Source organism: Acinetobacter sp. YH12021 (assembly GCF_013420145.1).
In the GTDB taxonomy this organism is placed as follows: Bacteria; Pseudomonadota; Gammaproteobacteria; order Pseudomonadales; family Moraxellaceae; genus Acinetobacter; species Acinetobacter towneri.
Genome location: NZ_VOYT01000009.1, coordinates 43,741 through 60,879, shown reverse-complemented (window position 1 = coordinate 60,879; position 17,139 = coordinate 43,741). Strand labels below are relative to the sequence as shown.

18 protein-coding genes, 1 tRNA gene and 1 pseudogene are annotated in these 17,139 nt (G+C 43.0%); 12 read left to right on the top strand and 8 right to left on the bottom strand.

The window, feature by feature from the left end:
- Positions 1 to 198: 198 nt before the first annotated feature.
- The gene (locus FTT91_RS08910) at positions 199 to 576 is read right to left on the bottom strand and encodes a GNAT family N-acetyltransferase (RefSeq protein ID WP_096902643.1); all 378 of its coding nucleotides are present in this window, start codon (positions 574 to 576) and stop codon (positions 199 to 201) included.
- Positions 577 to 672: 96 nt separating this feature from the next.
- Between FTT91_RS08910 and hisB the strand changes: the two genes are divergently transcribed.
- From hisB to FTT91_RS08880, 6 genes are all read left to right on the top strand, one after another.
- Positions 673 to 1,266 (top strand): imidazoleglycerol-phosphate dehydratase HisB, encoded by a 594-nt coding sequence (hisB, locus tag FTT91_RS08905; protein WP_096902642.1) that lies wholly within the window; start codon positions 673 to 675, stop codon positions 1,264 to 1,266.
- A complete protein-coding gene (gene hisH, locus FTT91_RS08900) occupies positions 1,266 to 1,883 on the top strand; it encodes an imidazole glycerol phosphate synthase subunit HisH (RefSeq protein WP_004974401.1) in 618 nt (205 codons plus the stop codon). Before hisB ends, hisH begins: the two co-directional genes overlap by 1 nt.
- Positions 1,884 to 2,131: 248 nt before the next feature.
- Complete coding sequence (locus FTT91_RS08895; RefSeq protein ID WP_004974398.1) at positions 2,132 to 2,602, top strand: DUF805 domain-containing protein; 471 nt, start codon at positions 2,132 to 2,134, stop codon at positions 2,600 to 2,602.
- 169 nt (positions 2,603 to 2,771) lie between these two features.
- Positions 2,772 to 3,449, top strand: a complete 678-nt coding sequence (locus FTT91_RS08890) for a hypothetical protein (RefSeq protein WP_004974396.1) — start codon at positions 2,772 to 2,774, stop codon at positions 3,447 to 3,449.
- A 67-nt stretch (positions 3,450 to 3,516) separates the two neighbouring features.
- The gene (hisA, locus tag FTT91_RS08885; protein WP_004974395.1) at positions 3,517 to 4,248 is read left to right on the top strand and encodes a 1-(5-phosphoribosyl)-5-[(5-phosphoribosylamino)methylideneamino]imidazole-4-carboxamide isomerase; all 732 of its coding nucleotides are present in this window, start codon (positions 3,517 to 3,519) and stop codon (positions 4,246 to 4,248) included.
- Positions 4,249 to 4,360: 112 nt separating this feature from the next.
- Positions 4,361 to 5,251: a DMT family transporter gene (locus FTT91_RS08880; RefSeq protein ID WP_228274487.1), complete on the top strand. Its 891-nt coding sequence runs from the start codon at positions 4,361 to 4,363 to the stop codon at positions 5,249 to 5,251.
- 55 nt (positions 5,252 to 5,306) lie between these two features.
- Here FTT91_RS08880 and FTT91_RS08875 read toward each other — a convergent pair whose 3' ends face one another.
- From FTT91_RS08875 to FTT91_RS08865, 3 genes are read right to left on the bottom strand one after another with little or no spacing between them, the layout of a single operon-like run.
- Positions 5,307 to 5,711 carry a hypothetical protein gene (locus FTT91_RS08875; protein ID WP_167846391.1) on the bottom strand — a complete coding sequence of 135 codons (405 nt, stop codon included), beginning with the start codon at positions 5,709 to 5,711 and terminating at the stop codon, positions 5,307 to 5,309.
- A 40-nt stretch (positions 5,712 to 5,751) separates the two neighbouring features.
- Positions 5,752 to 6,381 carry a DUF1294 domain-containing protein gene (locus tag FTT91_RS08870; RefSeq protein ID WP_179994019.1) on the bottom strand — a complete coding sequence of 210 codons (630 nt, stop codon included), beginning with the start codon at positions 6,379 to 6,381 and terminating at the stop codon, positions 5,752 to 5,754.
- 12 nt (positions 6,382 to 6,393) lie between these two features.
- Positions 6,394 to 7,344 (bottom strand): homoserine kinase, encoded by a 951-nt coding sequence (locus FTT91_RS08865; RefSeq protein WP_154320233.1) that lies wholly within the window; start codon positions 7,342 to 7,344, stop codon positions 6,394 to 6,396.
- A gap of 113 nt (positions 7,345 to 7,457) precedes the next feature.
- On the opposite strand from FTT91_RS08865, the gene hisF reads away from it, so the two are divergent.
- Complete coding sequence (gene hisF, locus FTT91_RS08860; RefSeq protein WP_154320232.1) at positions 7,458 to 8,216, top strand: imidazole glycerol phosphate synthase subunit HisF; 759 nt, start codon at positions 7,458 to 7,460, stop codon at positions 8,214 to 8,216.
- Positions 8,217 to 8,572: 356 nt separating this feature from the next.
- On the opposite strand, the gene FTT91_RS08855 is transcribed toward hisF, so the two are convergent.
- On the bottom strand, positions 8,573 to 9,187 hold the full coding sequence (locus FTT91_RS08855; RefSeq protein WP_180169280.1) for a hypothetical protein: 615 nt from the start codon (positions 9,185 to 9,187) through the stop codon (positions 8,573 to 8,575).
- A 127-nt stretch (positions 9,188 to 9,314) separates the two neighbouring features.
- On the opposite strand from FTT91_RS08855, the gene FTT91_RS08850 reads away from it, so the two are divergent.
- Both FTT91_RS08850 and aqpZ read left to right on the top strand, forming a co-directional pair.
- Complete coding sequence (locus FTT91_RS08850) at positions 9,315 to 10,316, top strand: AraC family transcriptional regulator (RefSeq protein WP_179996646.1); 1,002 nt, start codon at positions 9,315 to 9,317, stop codon at positions 10,314 to 10,316.
- Positions 10,317 to 10,469: 153 nt separating this feature from the next.
- Positions 10,470 to 11,106: pseudogene (gene aqpZ / locus FTT91_RS08845) on the top strand (aquaporin Z).
- A gap of 152 nt (positions 11,107 to 11,258) precedes the next feature.
- Here aqpZ and FTT91_RS08840 read toward each other — a convergent pair.
- Together FTT91_RS08840 and FTT91_RS08835 are read right to left on the bottom strand one after the other, a co-directional pair.
- Positions 11,259 to 11,504 carry a hypothetical protein gene (locus FTT91_RS08840; RefSeq protein WP_004974374.1) on the bottom strand — a complete coding sequence of 82 codons (246 nt, stop codon included), beginning with the start codon at positions 11,502 to 11,504 and terminating at the stop codon, positions 11,259 to 11,261.
- A gap of 49 nt (positions 11,505 to 11,553) precedes the next feature.
- Complete coding sequence (locus FTT91_RS08835; RefSeq protein ID WP_004974371.1) at positions 11,554 to 12,630, bottom strand: DNA/RNA non-specific endonuclease; 1,077 nt, start codon at positions 12,628 to 12,630, stop codon at positions 11,554 to 11,556.
- A gap of 344 nt (positions 12,631 to 12,974) precedes the next feature.
- Here FTT91_RS08835 and FTT91_RS08830 point away from each other — a divergent pair, with 344 nt between their 5' ends.
- Entirely contained in the window at positions 12,975 to 13,580 is a 606-nt protein-coding gene (locus tag FTT91_RS08830) for a hypothetical protein (RefSeq protein WP_180062257.1), read from the top strand.
- A gap of 84 nt (positions 13,581 to 13,664) precedes the next feature.
- On the opposite strand, the gene FTT91_RS08825 is transcribed toward FTT91_RS08830, so the two are convergent.
- Positions 13,665 to 15,545 carry a potassium transporter Kup gene (locus tag FTT91_RS08825; protein WP_179990268.1) on the bottom strand — a complete coding sequence of 627 codons (1,881 nt, stop codon included), beginning with the start codon at positions 15,543 to 15,545 and terminating at the stop codon, positions 13,665 to 13,667.
- Positions 15,546 to 15,664: 119 nt separating this feature from the next.
- On the opposite strand from FTT91_RS08825, the gene FTT91_RS08820 reads away from it, so the two are divergent.
- Together FTT91_RS08820 and FTT91_RS08815 are read left to right on the top strand one after the other, a co-directional pair.
- Positions 15,665 to 15,755, top strand: a tRNA-Ser gene (locus FTT91_RS08820).
- Positions 15,756 to 15,938: 183 nt separating this feature from the next.
- Positions 15,939 to 17,135 carry an integrase arm-type DNA-binding domain-containing protein gene (locus FTT91_RS08815; RefSeq protein WP_180064726.1) on the top strand — a complete coding sequence of 399 codons (1,197 nt, stop codon included), beginning with the start codon at positions 15,939 to 15,941 and terminating at the stop codon, positions 17,133 to 17,135.
- The last annotated feature ends 4 nt before the right edge of the window (positions 17,136 to 17,139 follow it).

Sequence of the window (17,139 nt, the reverse complement as noted above, 5' to 3'; positions counted from 1 at the left end):
AAACAATATAGGATTTAGATAAACTTCTTTCACAAATCCGATTAAAACCATACTTCAATCCCCCATCATCCTCTTACGGAAGATATTCCTCATCCCTGAGCCATATATGGCGCAAGAGAAGGGATTTTCGATACTAATTTAATTTTGACCTATACGGATAAACTGAAAAGACAGACACAACGTCAGCTTTTTAAAAACTCACAACTTACCCAAATGCGCCAAACAACGATGAATCGCACCACAACCCGGCTGAAAGTGCTGCACACCTTTGGCTTCTTCCATACGGCACACCTCACTCACCAAACGATCTGCCACACCTCGACCACGGTTTGCAGGATGCACCACAATATATTCAAGCGTACGATGATCATCTTGCCCTGTGCACCAAATCGCACCAATCACTTTAGTATTAAATTCTGCCGTGTAAAGTAGGGTATACTGAGCCAAGTTCTGCTCAAGTTGGCTTACCGCATCTTGCCCATCGCCAAATTCAGGGCTGGTATCATACAGTCGCTCAAGCTGGCTGCGCACTTCGGTATTTTCCAGTGAAGTATAGGCATGTACGGTAATAGGCATTGATTAACCCTCCTGAGCAATCTAATATGCTGAGACTTCGTCACAGCGAAAACATTTTACATCAATCATTTTTGACGTTTTTTGAGGAACGTGTCTATGACCCAACGTATCAGTGAAGTGGTGAGAAATACCAACGAAACTAAAATTCGAGTTCGTGTGAATCTGGACGGTACGGGTCAAGGCACACTCAACACTGGAGTTCCATTTTTAGACCATATGATTGATCAAATCAAGCGACACGGTTTGTTTGATATTGATATTCATTGTGATGGCGACTTGGAAATTGATGATCACCACACTGTAGAAGACTGTGGTATCACGCTTGGACAAGCTTTTGCTCAAGCTTTGGGCGATAAAAAAGGTTTACGACGCTACGGTCACTTTTACGCACCACTTGATGAATCTTTAAGCCGTGTGATTGTCGATTTATCGGGTCGTCCGGGTTTATTTATGGATATTCCATTTACCCGCGCACGTATTGGTACTTTTGATGTGGATTTATTCTCAGAATTCTTCCAAGGCTTTGTCAACCATGCATTAATGACACTGCACATCGACAACCTCAAAGGTAAAAACAGCCACCACCAAATTGAAAGCGTATTTAAAGCATTTGCACGTGCTTTACGCATGGCATGTGAAGTCGATCCGCGTGCTGAAAATACAGTGGCATCAACCAAAGGAACACTCTAATGACCCGAATTGCCCTTCTTGACTATGGCATGGGAAATTTACACTCTGCAGCGAAAGCTTTAGAGCATGTGGGTGCAACGGTAGATGTGACCAATGACCCAAAACTGATTGCACAAGCCGATAAAATTGTGTTTCCAGGTGTGGGTGCTATGCGTGATTGTATGCAAGGCATGCATGAAGCTGGCATTGATGACGTGGTACGCAACGCGGTCTTTAATAAACCTGTACTTGCAATTTGTGTAGGCATGCAGGCGCTGATGCAACATTCCGAAGAAAATGGCGGAGCAGATGCACTGGGCATTTTTGCAGGTACAGTCAAACGCTTTCCTGAAGTAGCAGGTTTAAAAGTGCCACACATGGGTTGGAATCAGGTACATCAACGTGACCCGAGCCACCCTATGTGGAACAACATTGAACAAGATGCGCGTTTTTACTTCGTGCATAGTTTTTATGTTGAACCGCAAGATGAAAAAATCGTGGCCGCGACCTGTGATTATGGTTTAACTTTCTGTACAGCCCTGCATCAAGACAACTTGTTTGCAACGCAGTTCCACCCAGAAAAAAGTCACACTGTTGGTTTGCAGTTACTAAAAAACTTTGTGGAATGGAATATCTAATATTCAGGATGCTTCAATCAATAAAGCCGAGTTAATCTCGGCTTTATTTTTGCGTGAATGTTTTTCACTTTTATTGCACATTGATTTGTGTTTAAAATTAAAGCGTTTTTTATACCTTTTATTCAAAATAAACTAAGAGTCTGTCGATAATTGGTCTATGTTTGCGATGTGAGAGAGATATCTCACAAGATTTTTGAGCAAATATAGGGTATGCGACAGAAAATTCAAAAAATCTAGGAATTACAACAATGAGTCAATATGTAGAAGATTCTGCACTCAGTGCAGCGGGGCGTTTTGGTCGATTATCATTTTTAGCGTGGAACTGTTTGCTCAGCTTGGGGCTTGCAGTACTGATTGCAATTATTGCCGTTGTTGCACCCAATTTATTGCTAGAGCTCGGCTCTGGCTCTATGGGCATCGGCATGATCTTGCTCGTGATCATTTATATCGTTGCGTTCTATTTTAGCTTTATTTTCACCATCCGCCGCTTGCATGACCGCAATCATACTGGCTGGTTATCTTTGCTGATTTTGGTGCCTTTGGTGAATATTATTATGGGTTTATATTTGGTATTTGCACCTGGCGATGATCGTCAAAATAGCTATGGTGCGGTACGTGAAACTGCAGGTTGGGAAAAAGTACTGGCTTGGATTTTTATTGTGCTGATGATTTTGGCGATTATTGGCAGCTTCTTGTCAGGTATATTCAGCAACGTCTAAGCAAAAATATTCCACTTGGTTGATATTTCGAAATAGCCCATCTATTGGGCTATTTTTTCAGGATATTCGCTGCAATCTTTGTCCTGCACAGCATTTTCAATCTTTTAAACTTTGCCAAATTCCGCAAAACGCTTTAGGCTAAAACCGCTTCTTTACCGCTTTGAATGTTATGGATCTCACTCGTCTGCGTACCCTGCCTAGCCCTGATGAAATTCGGCAATTGCCACTGTTTGAAAATATTGCGCGTCAAAATATTGTACTGATTCAAAATCTAGAGCAATGTCTAGCAATTGAAGCTGAACTGAAAACCGCAGCTGTCTTGGGTTTCGATTCTGAATCTAAACCCACGTTTAATGTAGGCGAAGTTTCTACAGGCCCGCATTTAATTCAGCTCGCAACCTTAGAAAAAGCCTATCTATTTCAGCTCAATGATGACATTTGGCAATTTTTGCAGCCAGTTTTTGCCAATCGCGATCAAATTAAAGTAGGTTTTGGGCTGAAAAATGATGCCCATTTATTTCGTAAAAAAGGTATACAACTGAATAGCGTGATTGAACTATCCAAATGTTTTGGCAGTTTTGGTTTTAAAAGTCCGCTTGGGCTTAAAAATGCCATGGCATTATTATTTCACGTTCATTTCCCTAAAAGCCGAAGTATCAGCACCTCAAACTGGGCATGCAAACAGCTCAGTGAAGCACAAATTGCCTATGCTGCCGCCGATGCCTACGCACCTGTGTTGATATTTGAAGAATTGGGGCGTTTGGGTCTATTGCCCGAGCATATCCCAAACAGTTCACTCAAATTGCGGATTCGTCCCTCTAAAACAAAACCTACAACAGATGCTTAGATATTTAACAATACTTTGTTAAGATGCACAGATTGAATTCAATAAGTTTTTGGCAAGGAGCGAAAGCATGCTGATCATCCCTGCAATTGACCTGAAAGATGGCAAGTGTGTTCGTTTAAAACAAGGTCGTATGGAAGATGATACTGTATTTTCTGACGATCCAGTGGCAACAGCACAACACTGGGTAAATGAAGGCGCGCGTCGCTTGCATTTAGTCGATTTAAACGGCGCTTTCGCAGGTACGCCAATTCATAAACCTGTGGTTGAAGCGATTGCAAAATCACAACCGGATCTTCCAATTCAAATTGGTGGCGGTATTCGTTCACTCGAAACCATCGAACACTATTTGGATGCAGGCGTATCGTTCGTGATTATTGGTACCAAAGCCGTACAAGAGCCTACTTTTGTAGAAGAAGCCTGCAAGAAATTTGCAGGACACATCATTGTCGGCATTGACGCCATGAATGGCATGGTGGCTACTGATGGTTGGGCCAACGTCACAGACGTGAAGGCAACAGATTTAGCTAAGCGTTTTGCCGATGCAGGTGTATCTAGCATTGTTTATACCGATATTGCCCGTGATGGCATGATGCAAGGTGTGAACGTAGAACAAACCGTAAACTTGGCGCAATATTCAGGCTTACCCGTGATTGCTTCTGGCGGTGTGACCAATTTAGATGACGTACGCAACCTAAAAGGTCAGCCTGGCATTTTAGGTGCGATTACAGGTCGTGCAATTTACGAAGGCACGTTAAGCCTGCGTGAGGCACAGTTGCTTTTAGATGAGCAATCTTTGTAATTCTGCCGCGTATTTTTAAAGAGGTCTGCGGACCTCTTTTTTATTTTGATTTTATTTTACTCATTTTGAGTTTTCTTCATCTCCCACTGGTTCTATGTCTCAGCTTTCACCAATGCTTCGCAGCAAAGCGCCGCAACTGGCGCTCATTTTGATTACCTTAATTTGGGGTGCAACCTTCATTACCGTGCAATACGGTTTGAACTTCAGCAGTCCAGTACTGTTTGTAGGCTTACGTTTTGCCGCAGCCACGTTGGCCGTGGGGCTGATTTCATGGCGAAGCTTACGTGGTTTTAGCATCGATGAACTCTATGCAGGCTTTGCCATAGGCGCAGTCATTGCGCTAGGTTATGTCACTCAAACCATTGGCTTACAAAGTATCAGCAGTAGCGAATCGGCCTTTTTAACGGCGCTGTATGTCCCGCTTGTACCGCTATTGCTGTGGTTATGCTTTGATCAACGTCCGCATGTCATGACTTGGTTGGGTGCTATTTTGGCATTTGTAGGCTTGGTCTTTTTAACAGGCAATGGCTTAGGCGCAATTCAGTTAAGTTTTGGACAAGCCATTACTTTAATCGGTTCAATTGCGATTGCCTTTGAAATTATTTTAATTAGCTATTTTGCCAATCGGGTCAATTTAAAGCGCGTTACCCTCATCCAACTGGGTTGTGCATCGTTATTGTGTTTTGCGATTGCACCATGGGTTGGAGAAACTCAATTGCCCGAATTTCAGTGGTCACTCCTTGCTGTTTTGCTCGGCTTAGGCATTGCCAGTGCCGTGATTCAATTGGTGATGAACTGGGCGCAACGACAAGTAGACCCTGCGCAAGCTGCTATTATTTATGCAGGTGAGCCTGTTTGGGCCGCATTGATTGGACGTTTGGCAGGCGAGCGCTTGGCAGTTCTGGCGTTGTTCGGTGGACTACTGGTGGTTTTAGGCGTGCTGGTCAGCGAATGGCGACCAAAATTTTTAAAACGAAACACATCATCCCAAAAAGTTGAATGAACAGCATCTAGGCAAGATCGCTCAAAACATCTTAAAAAGACGAACGAACGTGAATTTAATGATACATCGGTAAATTATCATTCACGCGAATTAAACCGCGTATAGCACGGTAAACAATCCATAACCACGAAATAGCAACCACTGCGATACAGAAAAGTGTCGCAGCCAAAGTCATACTGGCAAAGCTTTGCGCATCTGGACTAAAGAACACCAAAAAGAACGGCACAAAGGCCACAATATTCCAAAACAGATACCACCAGAAGCTGCGAATTTGCCAAGTAAAATGACTGGCAAAAATTGAACCTTGTACATCACTACGTTTTAAATAGTTGATGATTAAGGCAATAACGGCCAATATCCCCGCAGAAAAAATCGCCACGATATACAGCACATATAAAATCATGGTCAATGAACGATGTGGGTCTTGATCTACTGAATATGAATGCTCTGCTTCTGACATAATGCACCTGACAAGCCTGTTACTGGAACAATATTCCCAATTAGATACTGAGCTGATTCAACGGAGAAATTAACCATAAAATCAGCAAGATATTTAAGCCTATCGTACAAAAATAAATCTTACCAAAGGGTTGTTTTTGTGTTTTATGGCGTAATTTTTGTTGTGCTAACCATGCTGCAGGCCAGCCCCCTAAAAAAGCCACGATATGCAAATTATTTTCAGGAATACGACGCCCGCCCTGCTGTGCAGCTTCTTTATCTTGTGCATACAGCCAATAACTCAGCGCATTCATCAAACTGATGAATAATAACAACATGCCGCTGAGCAATCCCAACAGCGTCAGCAAAGCCAAAGCAACAATATAAGCCACACATAATATTTGCATCGGCTGCATTTTTTGCGTGATGTTGGATGTTTTCGCACTCACAGCAGATGCCTTTGCTGCTTTGGTCTGCGAAGCTTTTAAATACACCGCTTGCTGTGCTCGGTAACGTCCGCGCTCATCCACAGTTACGGTATATTCCAAGGCACAGCCCACAATTGGACGTGGCCCTTGTCGGGCGAAGTCCTTAATGTGTAAAAACACGCGATCTTTTTGGTGGTCATTCGGCTGAATAAACCCATAACCCTGCTCATCAAACCATTCGACTAAACGCCCTTGATCACGCATGTTCTATATCCCTCAAGCTGTCACAAACTTTAAGCGTTCAATCAGCATATTCCGCATTTCATCTGGATTTTTCTGCAAAATATCTGCGCCTGTCCGCCCTTCTGCCGCATTTTTAGCAGCCACCTGCAAACGCATTAACCAAAAACGTCCTGCCGCCATTGCCAAATACAGTTCCAAACAGGCTTTTTCGTCTTGGGTTAAAGGACGCACCGTTTCGTAGGCATTTAAAAATGCAATCGCCTTGCTTTCATTTAAGCTCAGCTCAGGAAAATCGGTACAAAAATCATTCAGCGTAATCGCAATATCAAACAGCAATTCATCTTGATTTAATTCATAAAAATCTAAAATGCCTTGCAACTGATCATCTGCAAACAAGGTATTGTCACGGAATAAATCCGAGTGAATAAAACCTTTGGGACGCTGCGGATAGACTGCGGTTAAAGCTTCATACAAGCCCAAAAGTTTGGACAGTAAGGCTTGATCGGCCACATGCATGCTTGGTTTTAATTGGCGTGCGACCCCTGCCCAATAAGCATGATCACGTACATGATCGCGCTGCAAAGGAAAATTTTGTAAGGCCACATGCATTTTGGCTTGTGCAATCGCAATCGCTTCCACTTGCGCCACTGTTGCCAGTGTCGGATGCTGCCCAATTAAACGCGGTGCAATTTGTGCAGGTTTTTCTTTTAATTGGTGAATGGCTTGTCCCGAATAGGATAAAGGCACTGCCACAGGCAAACCCGCTTGCCCCAAATGCTGCAATACAGGAATTAATTCACCTGCCGCTTGCTGATCTAATTCTTCAAAAATGGTCAGCACGTACTCGTTTTGATTGTCGCAGCGCAAAAAATAATTGGTATTTTGAATCCCCCCTTGAATGGGAATCAGCTCGACCACCTCCAATCCATAAGGCGCTGCAAAGACCTGAACTTCCTTTAAAGTCAAAGGAGTATAAACCGACATAGAAAACCTGCGAAAAACCTGAGCTAAGTTTGATAGAATACCCGCTCCATCTGCCAAGGTGTAGCGCTTGTGTGGGTGAGTTTCATAATCGGCTGTAATAATTGGAAAAATTTATGCTAGCGAAACGTATTATTCCTTGCCTAGACGTAGATAATGGTCGCGTGGTTAAGGGCGTGCAATTCCTTGATATTCGTGATGCGGGCGACCCTGTCGAAGTGGCGCGTCGTTATAATGAACAAGGTGCCGATGAAATCACCTTTTTAGACATTACCGCTACCCATCATGGTCGTGATACGACTTATCGTACCGTAGAACGTATGGCAGAAACCGTGTTCGTGCCCCTCACCGTAGGTGGTGGCGTGCGTAAGGTTGAAGACATTCGCCTATTATTGAACGCAGGTGCAGATAAAGTCAGCATTAACTCTGCAGCCGTGTTTAACCCAGAATTTGTGCAAGAAGCCTCACAACGTTTTGGCGCACAATGTATTGTGGTTGCTATTGATGCGAAAAAAACGGGTGATAACAAATGGGAAATTTTCACCCACGGTGGTCGTAAACCCACTGGTATTGACGCAATTGAATGGGCTGTGAAAATGGCGGACTATGGCGCAGGTGAGTTGTTGGTCACCTCAATGGATGCCGATGGCACCAAAGCAGGCTATGACTTGGCGCTCATGCGTGCCATCAATGACCGTGTAATGGTACCTACCATTGCTTCTGGCGGTGTAGGTAATTTACAACACTTGGCCGATGGGATTCTAAAAGGCGGTGCCGATGCGGTACTGGCAGCCTCAATTTTCCACTTTGGTCAGCATACCATTCCTGAAGCCAAACAATATTTGGCAGCACAAGGCATTGAAATGCGTTTGTAAAATCATAGTGCAAACGAACTGTGAAAAGTGCAATCTGAGGATTGCACTTTTTTTAGCTTAAAATTGAAGTAAAGGTAAAATTTAGGCAGAAAAAAAGGAGTCCGAAGACTCCTATCAACTCAAAAAACCACAGCGCTGAGGTTCTTTTATCTTTTTAAATAGACTTATAAAAAAATAATCAACAAAATCAATTTATCATCACACAATATTCAACCGAAACATCCGTGGATATTTCACTGCACACAATATACGCAGAGCTTTAGCTGAAATATTGACCAAAAACACCAAAAACATTGACCATTTGCGACAAGACTTGCCCAAGCTGTCAGTACAAACCTTCATTTGCTGCAATACAGTTAAGATAACTGCTCTGCCACAGCTAATTTTTTCTCGACCCACTTGGCAGGAAAATACGCAGCCGACAAATGGTTTAAACCTTGTGCCATAACATGCGGCAAAGTGATCCCTAAAGGGTTTTGTTCCTGCAGTTCCTGTGAAGAAATCACTCGCGTTCCTAAAATATAATCAAACCACGGTTTAGTCACGCACCAGTTCGCATCCTGATTGCTGTTCATGTGATGGTCATAATGCCACGGAATTTTTTTGACTGCCCAATCTGGCTCTAAATGCGCACGACGATGAATATAATAATAATTCGCAGCACTATATAGCGCAGCCAGACTCATGCCCTTAGAAATAGGATAGAACACGCCACTGGCCACCGTTGCCACCACAGCCAAAGACACAATTTCATTTTTGGTACGCCAGTTGCGAATCCCTTCGACATAGCCATGATCGTGAAAACTGGTTTTACGCACTTCACGATGATGTTCCCAGTGTGATTTCATGCTTTCGGGCACAGGGCTATAACGGCGCTGCCCTGCTCGATGCGTTCCGTGCAAAATATATTTATGTGCCACCCATTCAAAACCATTGGCAACCACCAAACCTGCTAGAAATCCTTTCCACATCGCTATTTCTCCTTCAACACAGGACATCTTGACTCTGATGTTCACTATAGGCATGTGAGATTGACTAGATCTTGACCAAAAAAATCAATATCATTGACAAATGACGACAAAAATAAACCGATAACACATGCAACAATTCAAAGAATATACGGGCTCGATCTATGGTGGCTTAGGGCATTTATTGATGTGCTATTACCAAGCAAAAAAGCTGCCCATTCCAGAAAAATTACATCAGATTCAAAATCTGGAACGTTTTGATTATGCCCTCTGGCGTGACTTGCTCAGCACTTTGGAGCAACAATTACCACAACCTGCTTTGGGTTTGGAAATTGCCAAATACGTGCAGCCCAAACATTTAGGCATCATTGCGTATTTAGCCTTGTCCTGTGATCATCTGGGTGAAGCATTACAGCGTTACCACGATTTTCATCGCTTGATTTACGATGGTGGCCCGTTGCAAGTCGAAGCACAAAACGATTATTTATCCATTCGTTGGTCAGAATTGCCCGTGCACATGACCACACAATTAACCGATGAAATTGCCATTGCTTTAATGATGGAATTTTTGAAGCACTTTATGCAGTTTGAAGATATTTGCCTGCACGAAGTACATTTTCATCATCCTGCGCCTAAAAATATTGCACTGTATGAGCAGTATTTTCATTGTAAAGTGCGCTTTTCTCAGCCAATTACCCAAGTGTTGTTGCCTGTTTCCGAACTGGCAAAACCTTTTCATCAGGGCGATCAAACCTTACAGCATTTATTGTTGCAACAGGCGCAAGCCTTACTGGAAAAGCTACCGAATAGCACCCAAACCGATCAGCGTTTACAGCAAGCCATTTTGACGGGGCTGCAAAAAAATATGTATCAAATTGAACATATTGCTCAGCAATTACATATTTCTGTACGTCAGTTGCAACGTCATTTGCAACAGCAAGGCACGACCTACCAAAAACGCATGCAGGAAGTACGCTGTTTATTGGCAGAACAATATTTACAAGACCCACATTTAAGTCTGCAAGAAATTGCGCTATTGCTGGGTTATTCAGAACAAAGTGCCTTTCAGCGTGCGTTTAAACAATGGACGCAGCACACACCACAACAATGGCGGATGCAACGTGCTTCATGATTGCTTCTTTTTACTTTAATTTATGTTAAATTCATCACAATATCGATCTAAAATGCGATAAATTTAATTGAAGTTTGATCAATTAACTCAAAAAATAAGCACTGGAGAATCAAATTGAATAAGTATTTCGCAGAACTGGCTGGCACATTCTAGCTGGTATTTGGTGGTTGTGGTAGTGCGGTATTGGCTGCAGCTTTTCCTGAATTGGGCATTGGTTTTGTGGGGGTATCCCTCGCGTTCGGTCTGACCGTATTAACCGCGGCCTATGCACTTGGGCACATTTCAGGTGGTCAATTTAACCCTGCAGTCAGTATTGGTTTGTGGGCAGGTGCACGCTTTGAAGCCAAAGAACTTGCAACCTATATTATTTCACAAATTATTGGCGCTACTCTGGCTGCACTAGTGTTGTACCTAATCGTGCAAGGTCAAGCAGGTTTTGCAAGCACAGGCGGTTTCGCCACCAACGGTTATGGTGATTTATCTCCAGGAAAATATGCCCTAAGTTCAGTATTATTGATTGAAGTAGTACTCACTGCTGGCTTTTTGATGGTGATTATGGGTGCAACCGATAAACGCGCACCTGCTGGTTTTGCTCCAATTGCAATTGGTTTGGCACCGACCTTAATCCACCTGATCAGCATTTCTGTGAGCAATACTTCGGTGAACCCTGCACGTAGTCTTTGCAGACACTGCAGCGCTCAGCCAGCTTTGGGCTTTCTGGGTTGCACCGATTGTAGGTGCGGTGATTGGTGCGGTGCTGTATCGCGCTATAGCAAAAGCTGAAGACTGATCTTCAAAACTTTAAATCCACAGCTTTTCAAGATGTCTGGGATTTATCTAAAAACACACAAAACAACAAAGCCCGTTCAAGCGTTTGAGCGGGCTTTTTAATGGCTTAGATGAGCAGATTAAAGTAGATTTAATATCTTGAGATGGCATCCATTATAAAAATGGATTTTCAATTTCACCCGCTTCGGGACGATCTAACTTTTCAGGCAGATTCGGAGTCTGCTCCAAAGTTGCAACAACTTCATTCAAAAAAGCCTGTAGTGCTTTGGCTGCCTGTAAACCCGCCTGATCTTTGCTGATTTGCAAATTGCCATACACATTGATGCAATCTAAATCATTTTCTAAGGTTAAGTCATGAATCGCATGTGATTCAGTCCCATTTTGAAACGGTTTAAACATTGAATTCACCTTAGCATGAAGGATGCAATATCCATCATCTTAACCCAGTTTAAGATTTCAACAACTGTAAAATATATTGCAATAAAGCTTCAATCAATTGCTTCACAATTGCATCTTGGGTATCTGCATCAATGCTAGCACCCGATGCAGGACTACTGCCTGAGCGTTTAAATTCGGTTTGTAAAGCTTGTAATTGCTCAGCAGATACATCTTCTGCGCACTGGCTTTCTGCATCCCAATGTGAGTAGGCAATCGGTGTATTGGCTTTTACAGCATTTGCAGTCAAAGGCAATTTATAGGTATTGCGCTTTTGTTCTTCACTTAATTGTGGGAATAAATTAATGCCCAACTGTTCTTCTAAATAGCAGACACTCACCACTTGCACCTGTAACGAGTCGTTATTGGGCGCGTAATAAGCCCCTATCGCGCCTGTTTTGGGCATATACACAGCTTTATACACCGCAGTCGGCACAATAACGCCCTGCCCAATGGTTTTTAGACGCTTGGCATTAAAACTTGGCCCCGTAATCACATACACATCTTGCTTTTGCTTAGTCACCACCGCTCGGGTGGCTTCTTCAAGTTCACGCCAGACCTGCTGATTATTTTTAGGGGCTTGCGGCACCATATTTGCCAAAGAAAAACTGTCAAACTGGGCTGCCAAGTTGGTCATGTCGGCATTCGGTGCCATGTGTCCACGGTCATAACCCGAACCACGATAATCCAGCAAAGTCGCACGATGCTCGGCTTTGACGCGCGGTTCTTCGTGAAAGTTATCTTCACGTGGAATCCGCTGACTCAAACGCGCTGGTGTTAAGGCTTCTGCCACCCATAACGGGGTTTTGGATACCCCTGAATACATCACATTAAAGTCATTAAAACACAGCGGATAGCTGTCTTTTTGCAGGCTATTTTTCAGTAAATAGGGCGGCGTTTCTCGATAGAACTGGGTTAGGCAAGCACTATTTCCTGAACTCGGCACCAGTGAAGTCCACTGGCTAATTTTTTCTTGACCAAAAGCAATCACAAAACTCCCTGTTGCCACTACACCGAGTAGCACTTTCAAGCTGTTTTGATTGAAAATTTGAGTCCAAATGTTGTTGGAATTGCGCCGTTTTCTTGCCATAACCGTTACTGTGACTTCGCTCTAAATCCGCAGAGTTTGCCCGAGCTTAACAATCCACTCACAGCTTGTATATGAAGCACCTCTTGTTCGTCTAACAATTAAACAAAACCCGCGCCATAACACCACAAAAGCCATACACAGCCTGAGTTTTAAGCACTTTTGACATCAGTCTAGATCAAGTTTGGTAGATTTGATTGCATCCGTTTTAGCGAATCTGCCAAGCTAAATACACCTTAAAGACATCGCTCAGCGACACCCAAGCGCATTGCGCTGCTCTAGCTGGATGTCATTGACGATTTAAATTGGTTTTAACTTTATTTTTGCGATTTTTGATGGAGAAATACATGCGTTTTCATCTTTTTGCTTGTGCTTTGGTTGGTAGCAGTATCAGCATTTCTGCCTTTGCCGAACCACCCATTCAAGCAGGTGATACTTTAGAAAGTTTATCTAAAGTCAAAATAAGCACCACGATTAATGGGCAAGCAGGCTCACTACAAGAATTAATCGCCAATGGTCAGATACGCATTGTACCGAGTACAGATACAAACTTAACAAGTCCAGCAGAAAATATAGCGCAACAGCCTGCAAACCAAATTTCAGCCGAACAAGCCAATCTGGCTCAAGACAATGTACCGATGACGATGCCTGTCGGGACTGAATCCGAACTGCAACACGCAGCGCAGGCAGAGCAAGTGAGCGAACAACACATACAAGCCACCTCTGCGCCATTATTGTCATCTTCAGCCGATTTACCTGTAAATGCTGGTGATGATGTGGATGTCACCGCAGAAGCGCTAAATGCTGCACCACAAAACCCTGCTGCATCTGAACAAGCAGCAGCCAATCTGCCCACGACTGAACGGCTTGAAACCACAGCACCTGCGGCACAGGGCGCAGATGTAAACGATATAGATTTAAGCCATCTACAACCAAGTGATACGGAACAATAAGATCTGTTTAAGACCAATCTTGAGCTAAAAATAAAAAACCAGCACTTTATAATGCTGGTTTTTTTAAAATCTATTGAGCAGTTTTTAAATTTCGATTTGACTACCCAATTCCACCACACGGTTGGTTGGAATTTGATAGAAATCACTCACTGGACTGGTATTGCGCTGCATTGAAATAAACAGTTTTTCACGCCACGGTGACATGCCATCGCCCACCGTATGCACAATTCGATCACGCGAAATAAAGAAGCTCATTTGCATCATATCGAATTCAAACTCAAGCTGTTCATAGGCTTGTTTTAAGGCATTTGGAATATTCGGCTGATCTTTAAAACCGTAATACATGGTAATCCGATAAAAACGATCATCCAGTTTTTCGACTTGAATCCGATCTTGCTGCGCCACAAATGGAATATCACGCGTGATGACCGTTACCATGATATTGCGTTCATGTAAGACCTTGTTGTGCTTAATATTATGCAACATGGCATGTGGCACAATGTTAGGCGTACCTGTCAAGAAAATCGCATCGCCAGGGACAAATTTGGTTTCATTGCCCATACTAATACTGTGAATGAATAGGTCTATCGGCAAGGCATCTTTTTCCAAACGATTGAAAACCAATGCACGACCATCTTTCCACGTCATTAAAATGGTATACATGATGGCGCCAATTAAAATTGGCACCCATCCCCCTGACACAATTTTGAGCGAGGTCGAAGCCACAAAAATTAAATCTAGGGTTAAAAATGGCACTGCAAAAAGGGCAACTTTCCACATCGGCCAACGCCAAAAACCATAGGCCAGCACTGAAATTAAAATCGTGCCACACAGCATGGTCATGGTCACTGCCACGCCATAAGCACTGGCAAGTCTGGCACTATTTTCAAATAATAAAATTAAGATAAGCACCGAAATAAATAAGGCCCAGTTAATGAATGGCAAATAGATTTGACCACGTTCGACATCGGACGTGTGGCGTACCGTCAGGCGAGGCAAATAACGCAATTGAATGGCCTGATTAACCATTGAAAATACCCCTGTGATCACCGCTTGAGAAGCGATCACTGCCGCAGCCGTAGCTAAACCAATCATCGGGTATAAGCCCCATTCAGGCACCAACATATAAAACGGATTTTCAATTGCTGCAGGGTTGCGTAGCAGTAATGCGCCTTGTCCCGCGTAATTCAATAACAAACAAGGTAAGACAATTAAAAACCACGCGAGGCGAATGGGCATCCGCCCAAAATGTCCCATATCGGCATAGAGTGCTTCGCCACCCGTCATGGTCAAAATTACGGCGCCCATGGTGAGAAATGCAACAAAGGGTTGCTCTACTACAAAGTTAAACGCCCAGTGTGGACTGACCATGGCCAATACAAATGGAGTTTGGATGATACTGAGCAGCCCCGCACCGCCAATGGCTAAAAACCACAGCAAAGTCAGTGGTCCAAAAAATTTGCCCATCGTACCTGTACCATGACGCTGCACAATGAACAGTCCTGCCAAAATACCAATTGAGAGCGGTACGAGCCATTGATTAAAAATAGGCGTGGCAATACTTAGCCCTTCGATAGCCGACAATACTGAAATAGCGGGGGTGATAATACCATCGCCAAAGAAAAGTGATGCGCCAATAAAGCCAAGTGCGATCAGAAAGATTTTTTTGTCTTCGGCAATGCGGGTGGTGCGCAGGTTCAATGCCAATAATGACATGATCCCGCCTTCGCCATTGTTATCGGCACGCATAATGATAGTGACGTATTTGAAGCTGATGGTGAGCATCATGCACCAGAAAATCAGGGATAAAATTCCCAATACACTGGCTTGAGTAATTGCAAGATGGGCCGTTAAAAAAGTTTGTCGGAAGGCGTACAGGGGGCTGGTTCCGATATCCCCAAATACGACGCCGAGCGCAGCCAAGGTAATGACGGGTAAGGCTGCTTTTTTTGCAGTACTTTGCATAGGTGTCTTCGATTTAGACGGTATTTTTGAGAATCATAGCACTACGCTGAAAGTTTTTCTCTAAATCAAATGTTTCAACTTGGCTTTGTACTATTTTTTGGTTATTATCCACCGCCTATGGTGAAGTGTCCGAGTGGCTGAAGGAGCACGCCTGGAAAGTGTGTATACGTTAATAGCGTATCGAGGGTTCGAATCCCTCTTTCACCGCCAAATTAGCTTCCCGTAGCATCCAACGGGGTACTGAAAGGCTTAAACTATATAGGTTTAAGCCTTTTTTATTATTTTATAAAATCCTAGCACATCCATTGCAATCCCCCATATCGTGGGGGATAATTGGGGGACAAATTTTTTAAGTTATTTTTCGTCCCCCAATTTGCACGGATACCATTAAAAATGCTTACTGATGCTCAAGTTAGAAAAATAAAAGCCCTTGATAAAAAAAAGCGATACTCAGACGAAAAAGGATTATATCTTGAGGTCACTCCATCTGGTGGAAAGTTCTGGCGTTTAAAATATCGGTTTAATGGCCGTGAAAGCACTTTAACTATTGGCAGCTATCCAGAAATCACACTTGCTCAAGCTCGCCGTGCACGTGATGAAGCACGTATTCAGCTTTACAATGGTATTGATCCGAATGCCATAAAGAATGAGCGCTTACAACAAACTGATGAAAGTACTCTTTTCAAATCCCTCGCTATGGAATGGATGGAAGATCGAAAGCCTGTTATTAAAGAAGGGACATATTTACGAGACTTATCTGTTTTTGAAAAGGATCTCTTCCCCGCATTAGGGCATATGCCTATTGATCAGATTAAGGGTAAAGATATCCTTGCTTGTGCTAAACAGATTGAAGCTCGCGGTGCACAAGAGATGGCGAAACGCTCTATACCTTTAGCAGGACGTATTTTCCGTTTTGCAATACGTAAAGGTCTGATCGAGAATGACCCGACTCCTCATCTTCAGGAAGCACTAAAGCCCCGTAAAGTAAAACATATGGCTCGCTTAGATATTTCTGAATTTCCGCCTTTCTTAGAACGAATGGATCACTATCACGGCAATATCTTAGTTAAGACAGCATTACAGTTTATGACTTTAACTTTTGTGAGGACAGCTGAGCTCATAAACATGGAATGGGATGAAATTGATTTTGAAAATAAGTTATGGCGCATCCCAGCTTATAAAATGAAAATGGCTCTACCCCATATTGTTCCTTTATCTCGACAAGCTATTGTACTCATCGAAGATCTAAAACCCCTTACAGGTAATAAACAATTTGTTTTTTATAATCACAGTACTGCAAAGCCCTTAAGTAACAATGCCCTTTTAAGTGCCATTCGTACGATGGGTTATACAGGTAAAATGACAGGGCATGGATTTCGTGGGCTTGCCTCTACAACTCTACATGAGCAAGGTTATATGCATGATGCGATTGAAATTCAACTAGCTCACACCGTTGGTAATGTTGTTTCTCAAGCATACAATCATGCACAACATTTAGAGTATCGAACCAAGATGATGCAGGAATGGTCTGATTTTATTGATAGCTTGAGGGATAAAATTGTACCTTTTCCTAAGAATAGAAGAGCTTAATTTC

Excerpts from the sequence above, each read along its gene's own strand:
- FTT91_RS08850 (WP_179996646.1), top strand. The coding sequence starts at position 9,315 with ATGCAACAATTCAAAGAATATACGGGCTCGATCTATGGTGGCTTAGGG.
- FTT91_RS08825 (WP_179990268.1), bottom strand. The coding sequence starts at position 15,545 with ATGCAAAGTACTGCAAAAAAAGCAGCCTTACCCGTCATTACCTTGGCT.
- FTT91_RS08895 (WP_004974398.1), top strand. The coding sequence starts at position 2,132 with ATGAGTCAATATGTAGAAGATTCTGCACTCAGTGCAGCGGGGCGTTTT.
- FTT91_RS08815 (WP_180064726.1), top strand. The coding sequence starts at position 15,939 with ATGCTTACTGATGCTCAAGTTAGAAAAATAAAAGCCCTTGATAAAAAA.
- hisF (WP_154320232.1), top strand. The coding sequence starts at position 7,458 with ATGCTAGCGAAACGTATTATTCCTTGCCTAGACGTAGATAATGGTCGC.
- FTT91_RS08830 (WP_180062257.1), top strand. The coding sequence starts at position 12,975 with ATGCGTTTTCATCTTTTTGCTTGTGCTTTGGTTGGTAGCAGTATCAGC.
- FTT91_RS08880 (WP_228274487.1), top strand. The coding sequence starts at position 4,361 with ATGCTTCGCAGCAAAGCGCCGCAACTGGCGCTCATTTTGATTACCTTA.
- hisA (WP_004974395.1), top strand. The coding sequence starts at position 3,517 with ATGCTGATCATCCCTGCAATTGACCTGAAAGATGGCAAGTGTGTTCGT.
- FTT91_RS08865 (WP_154320233.1), bottom strand. The coding sequence starts at position 7,344 with ATGTCGGTTTATACTCCTTTGACTTTAAAGGAAGTTCAGGTCTTTGCA.
- hisB (WP_096902642.1), top strand. The coding sequence starts at position 673 with ATGACCCAACGTATCAGTGAAGTGGTGAGAAATACCAACGAAACTAAA.
- FTT91_RS08840 (WP_004974374.1), bottom strand. The coding sequence starts at position 11,504 with ATGTTTAAACCGTTTCAAAATGGGACTGAATCACATGCGATTCATGAC.
- FTT91_RS08910 (WP_096902643.1), bottom strand. The coding sequence starts at position 576 with ATGCCTATTACCGTACATGCCTATACTTCACTGGAAAATACCGAAGTG.
- FTT91_RS08875 (WP_167846391.1), bottom strand. The coding sequence starts at position 5,711 with ATGTCAGAAGCAGAGCATTCATATTCAGTAGATCAAGACCCACATCGT.
- FTT91_RS08890 (WP_004974396.1), top strand. The coding sequence starts at position 2,772 with ATGGATCTCACTCGTCTGCGTACCCTGCCTAGCCCTGATGAAATTCGG.
- FTT91_RS08870 (WP_179994019.1), bottom strand. The coding sequence starts at position 6,381 with ATGCGTGATCAAGGGCGTTTAGTCGAATGGTTTGATGAGCAGGGTTAT.
- FTT91_RS08835 (WP_004974371.1), bottom strand. The coding sequence starts at position 12,630 with ATGGCAAGAAAACGGCGCAATTCCAACAACATTTGGACTCAAATTTTC.
- FTT91_RS08855 (WP_180169280.1), bottom strand. The coding sequence starts at position 9,187 with ATGTGGAAAGGATTTCTAGCAGGTTTGGTGGTTGCCAATGGTTTTGAA.
- hisH (WP_004974401.1), top strand. The coding sequence starts at position 1,266 with ATGACCCGAATTGCCCTTCTTGACTATGGCATGGGAAATTTACACTCT.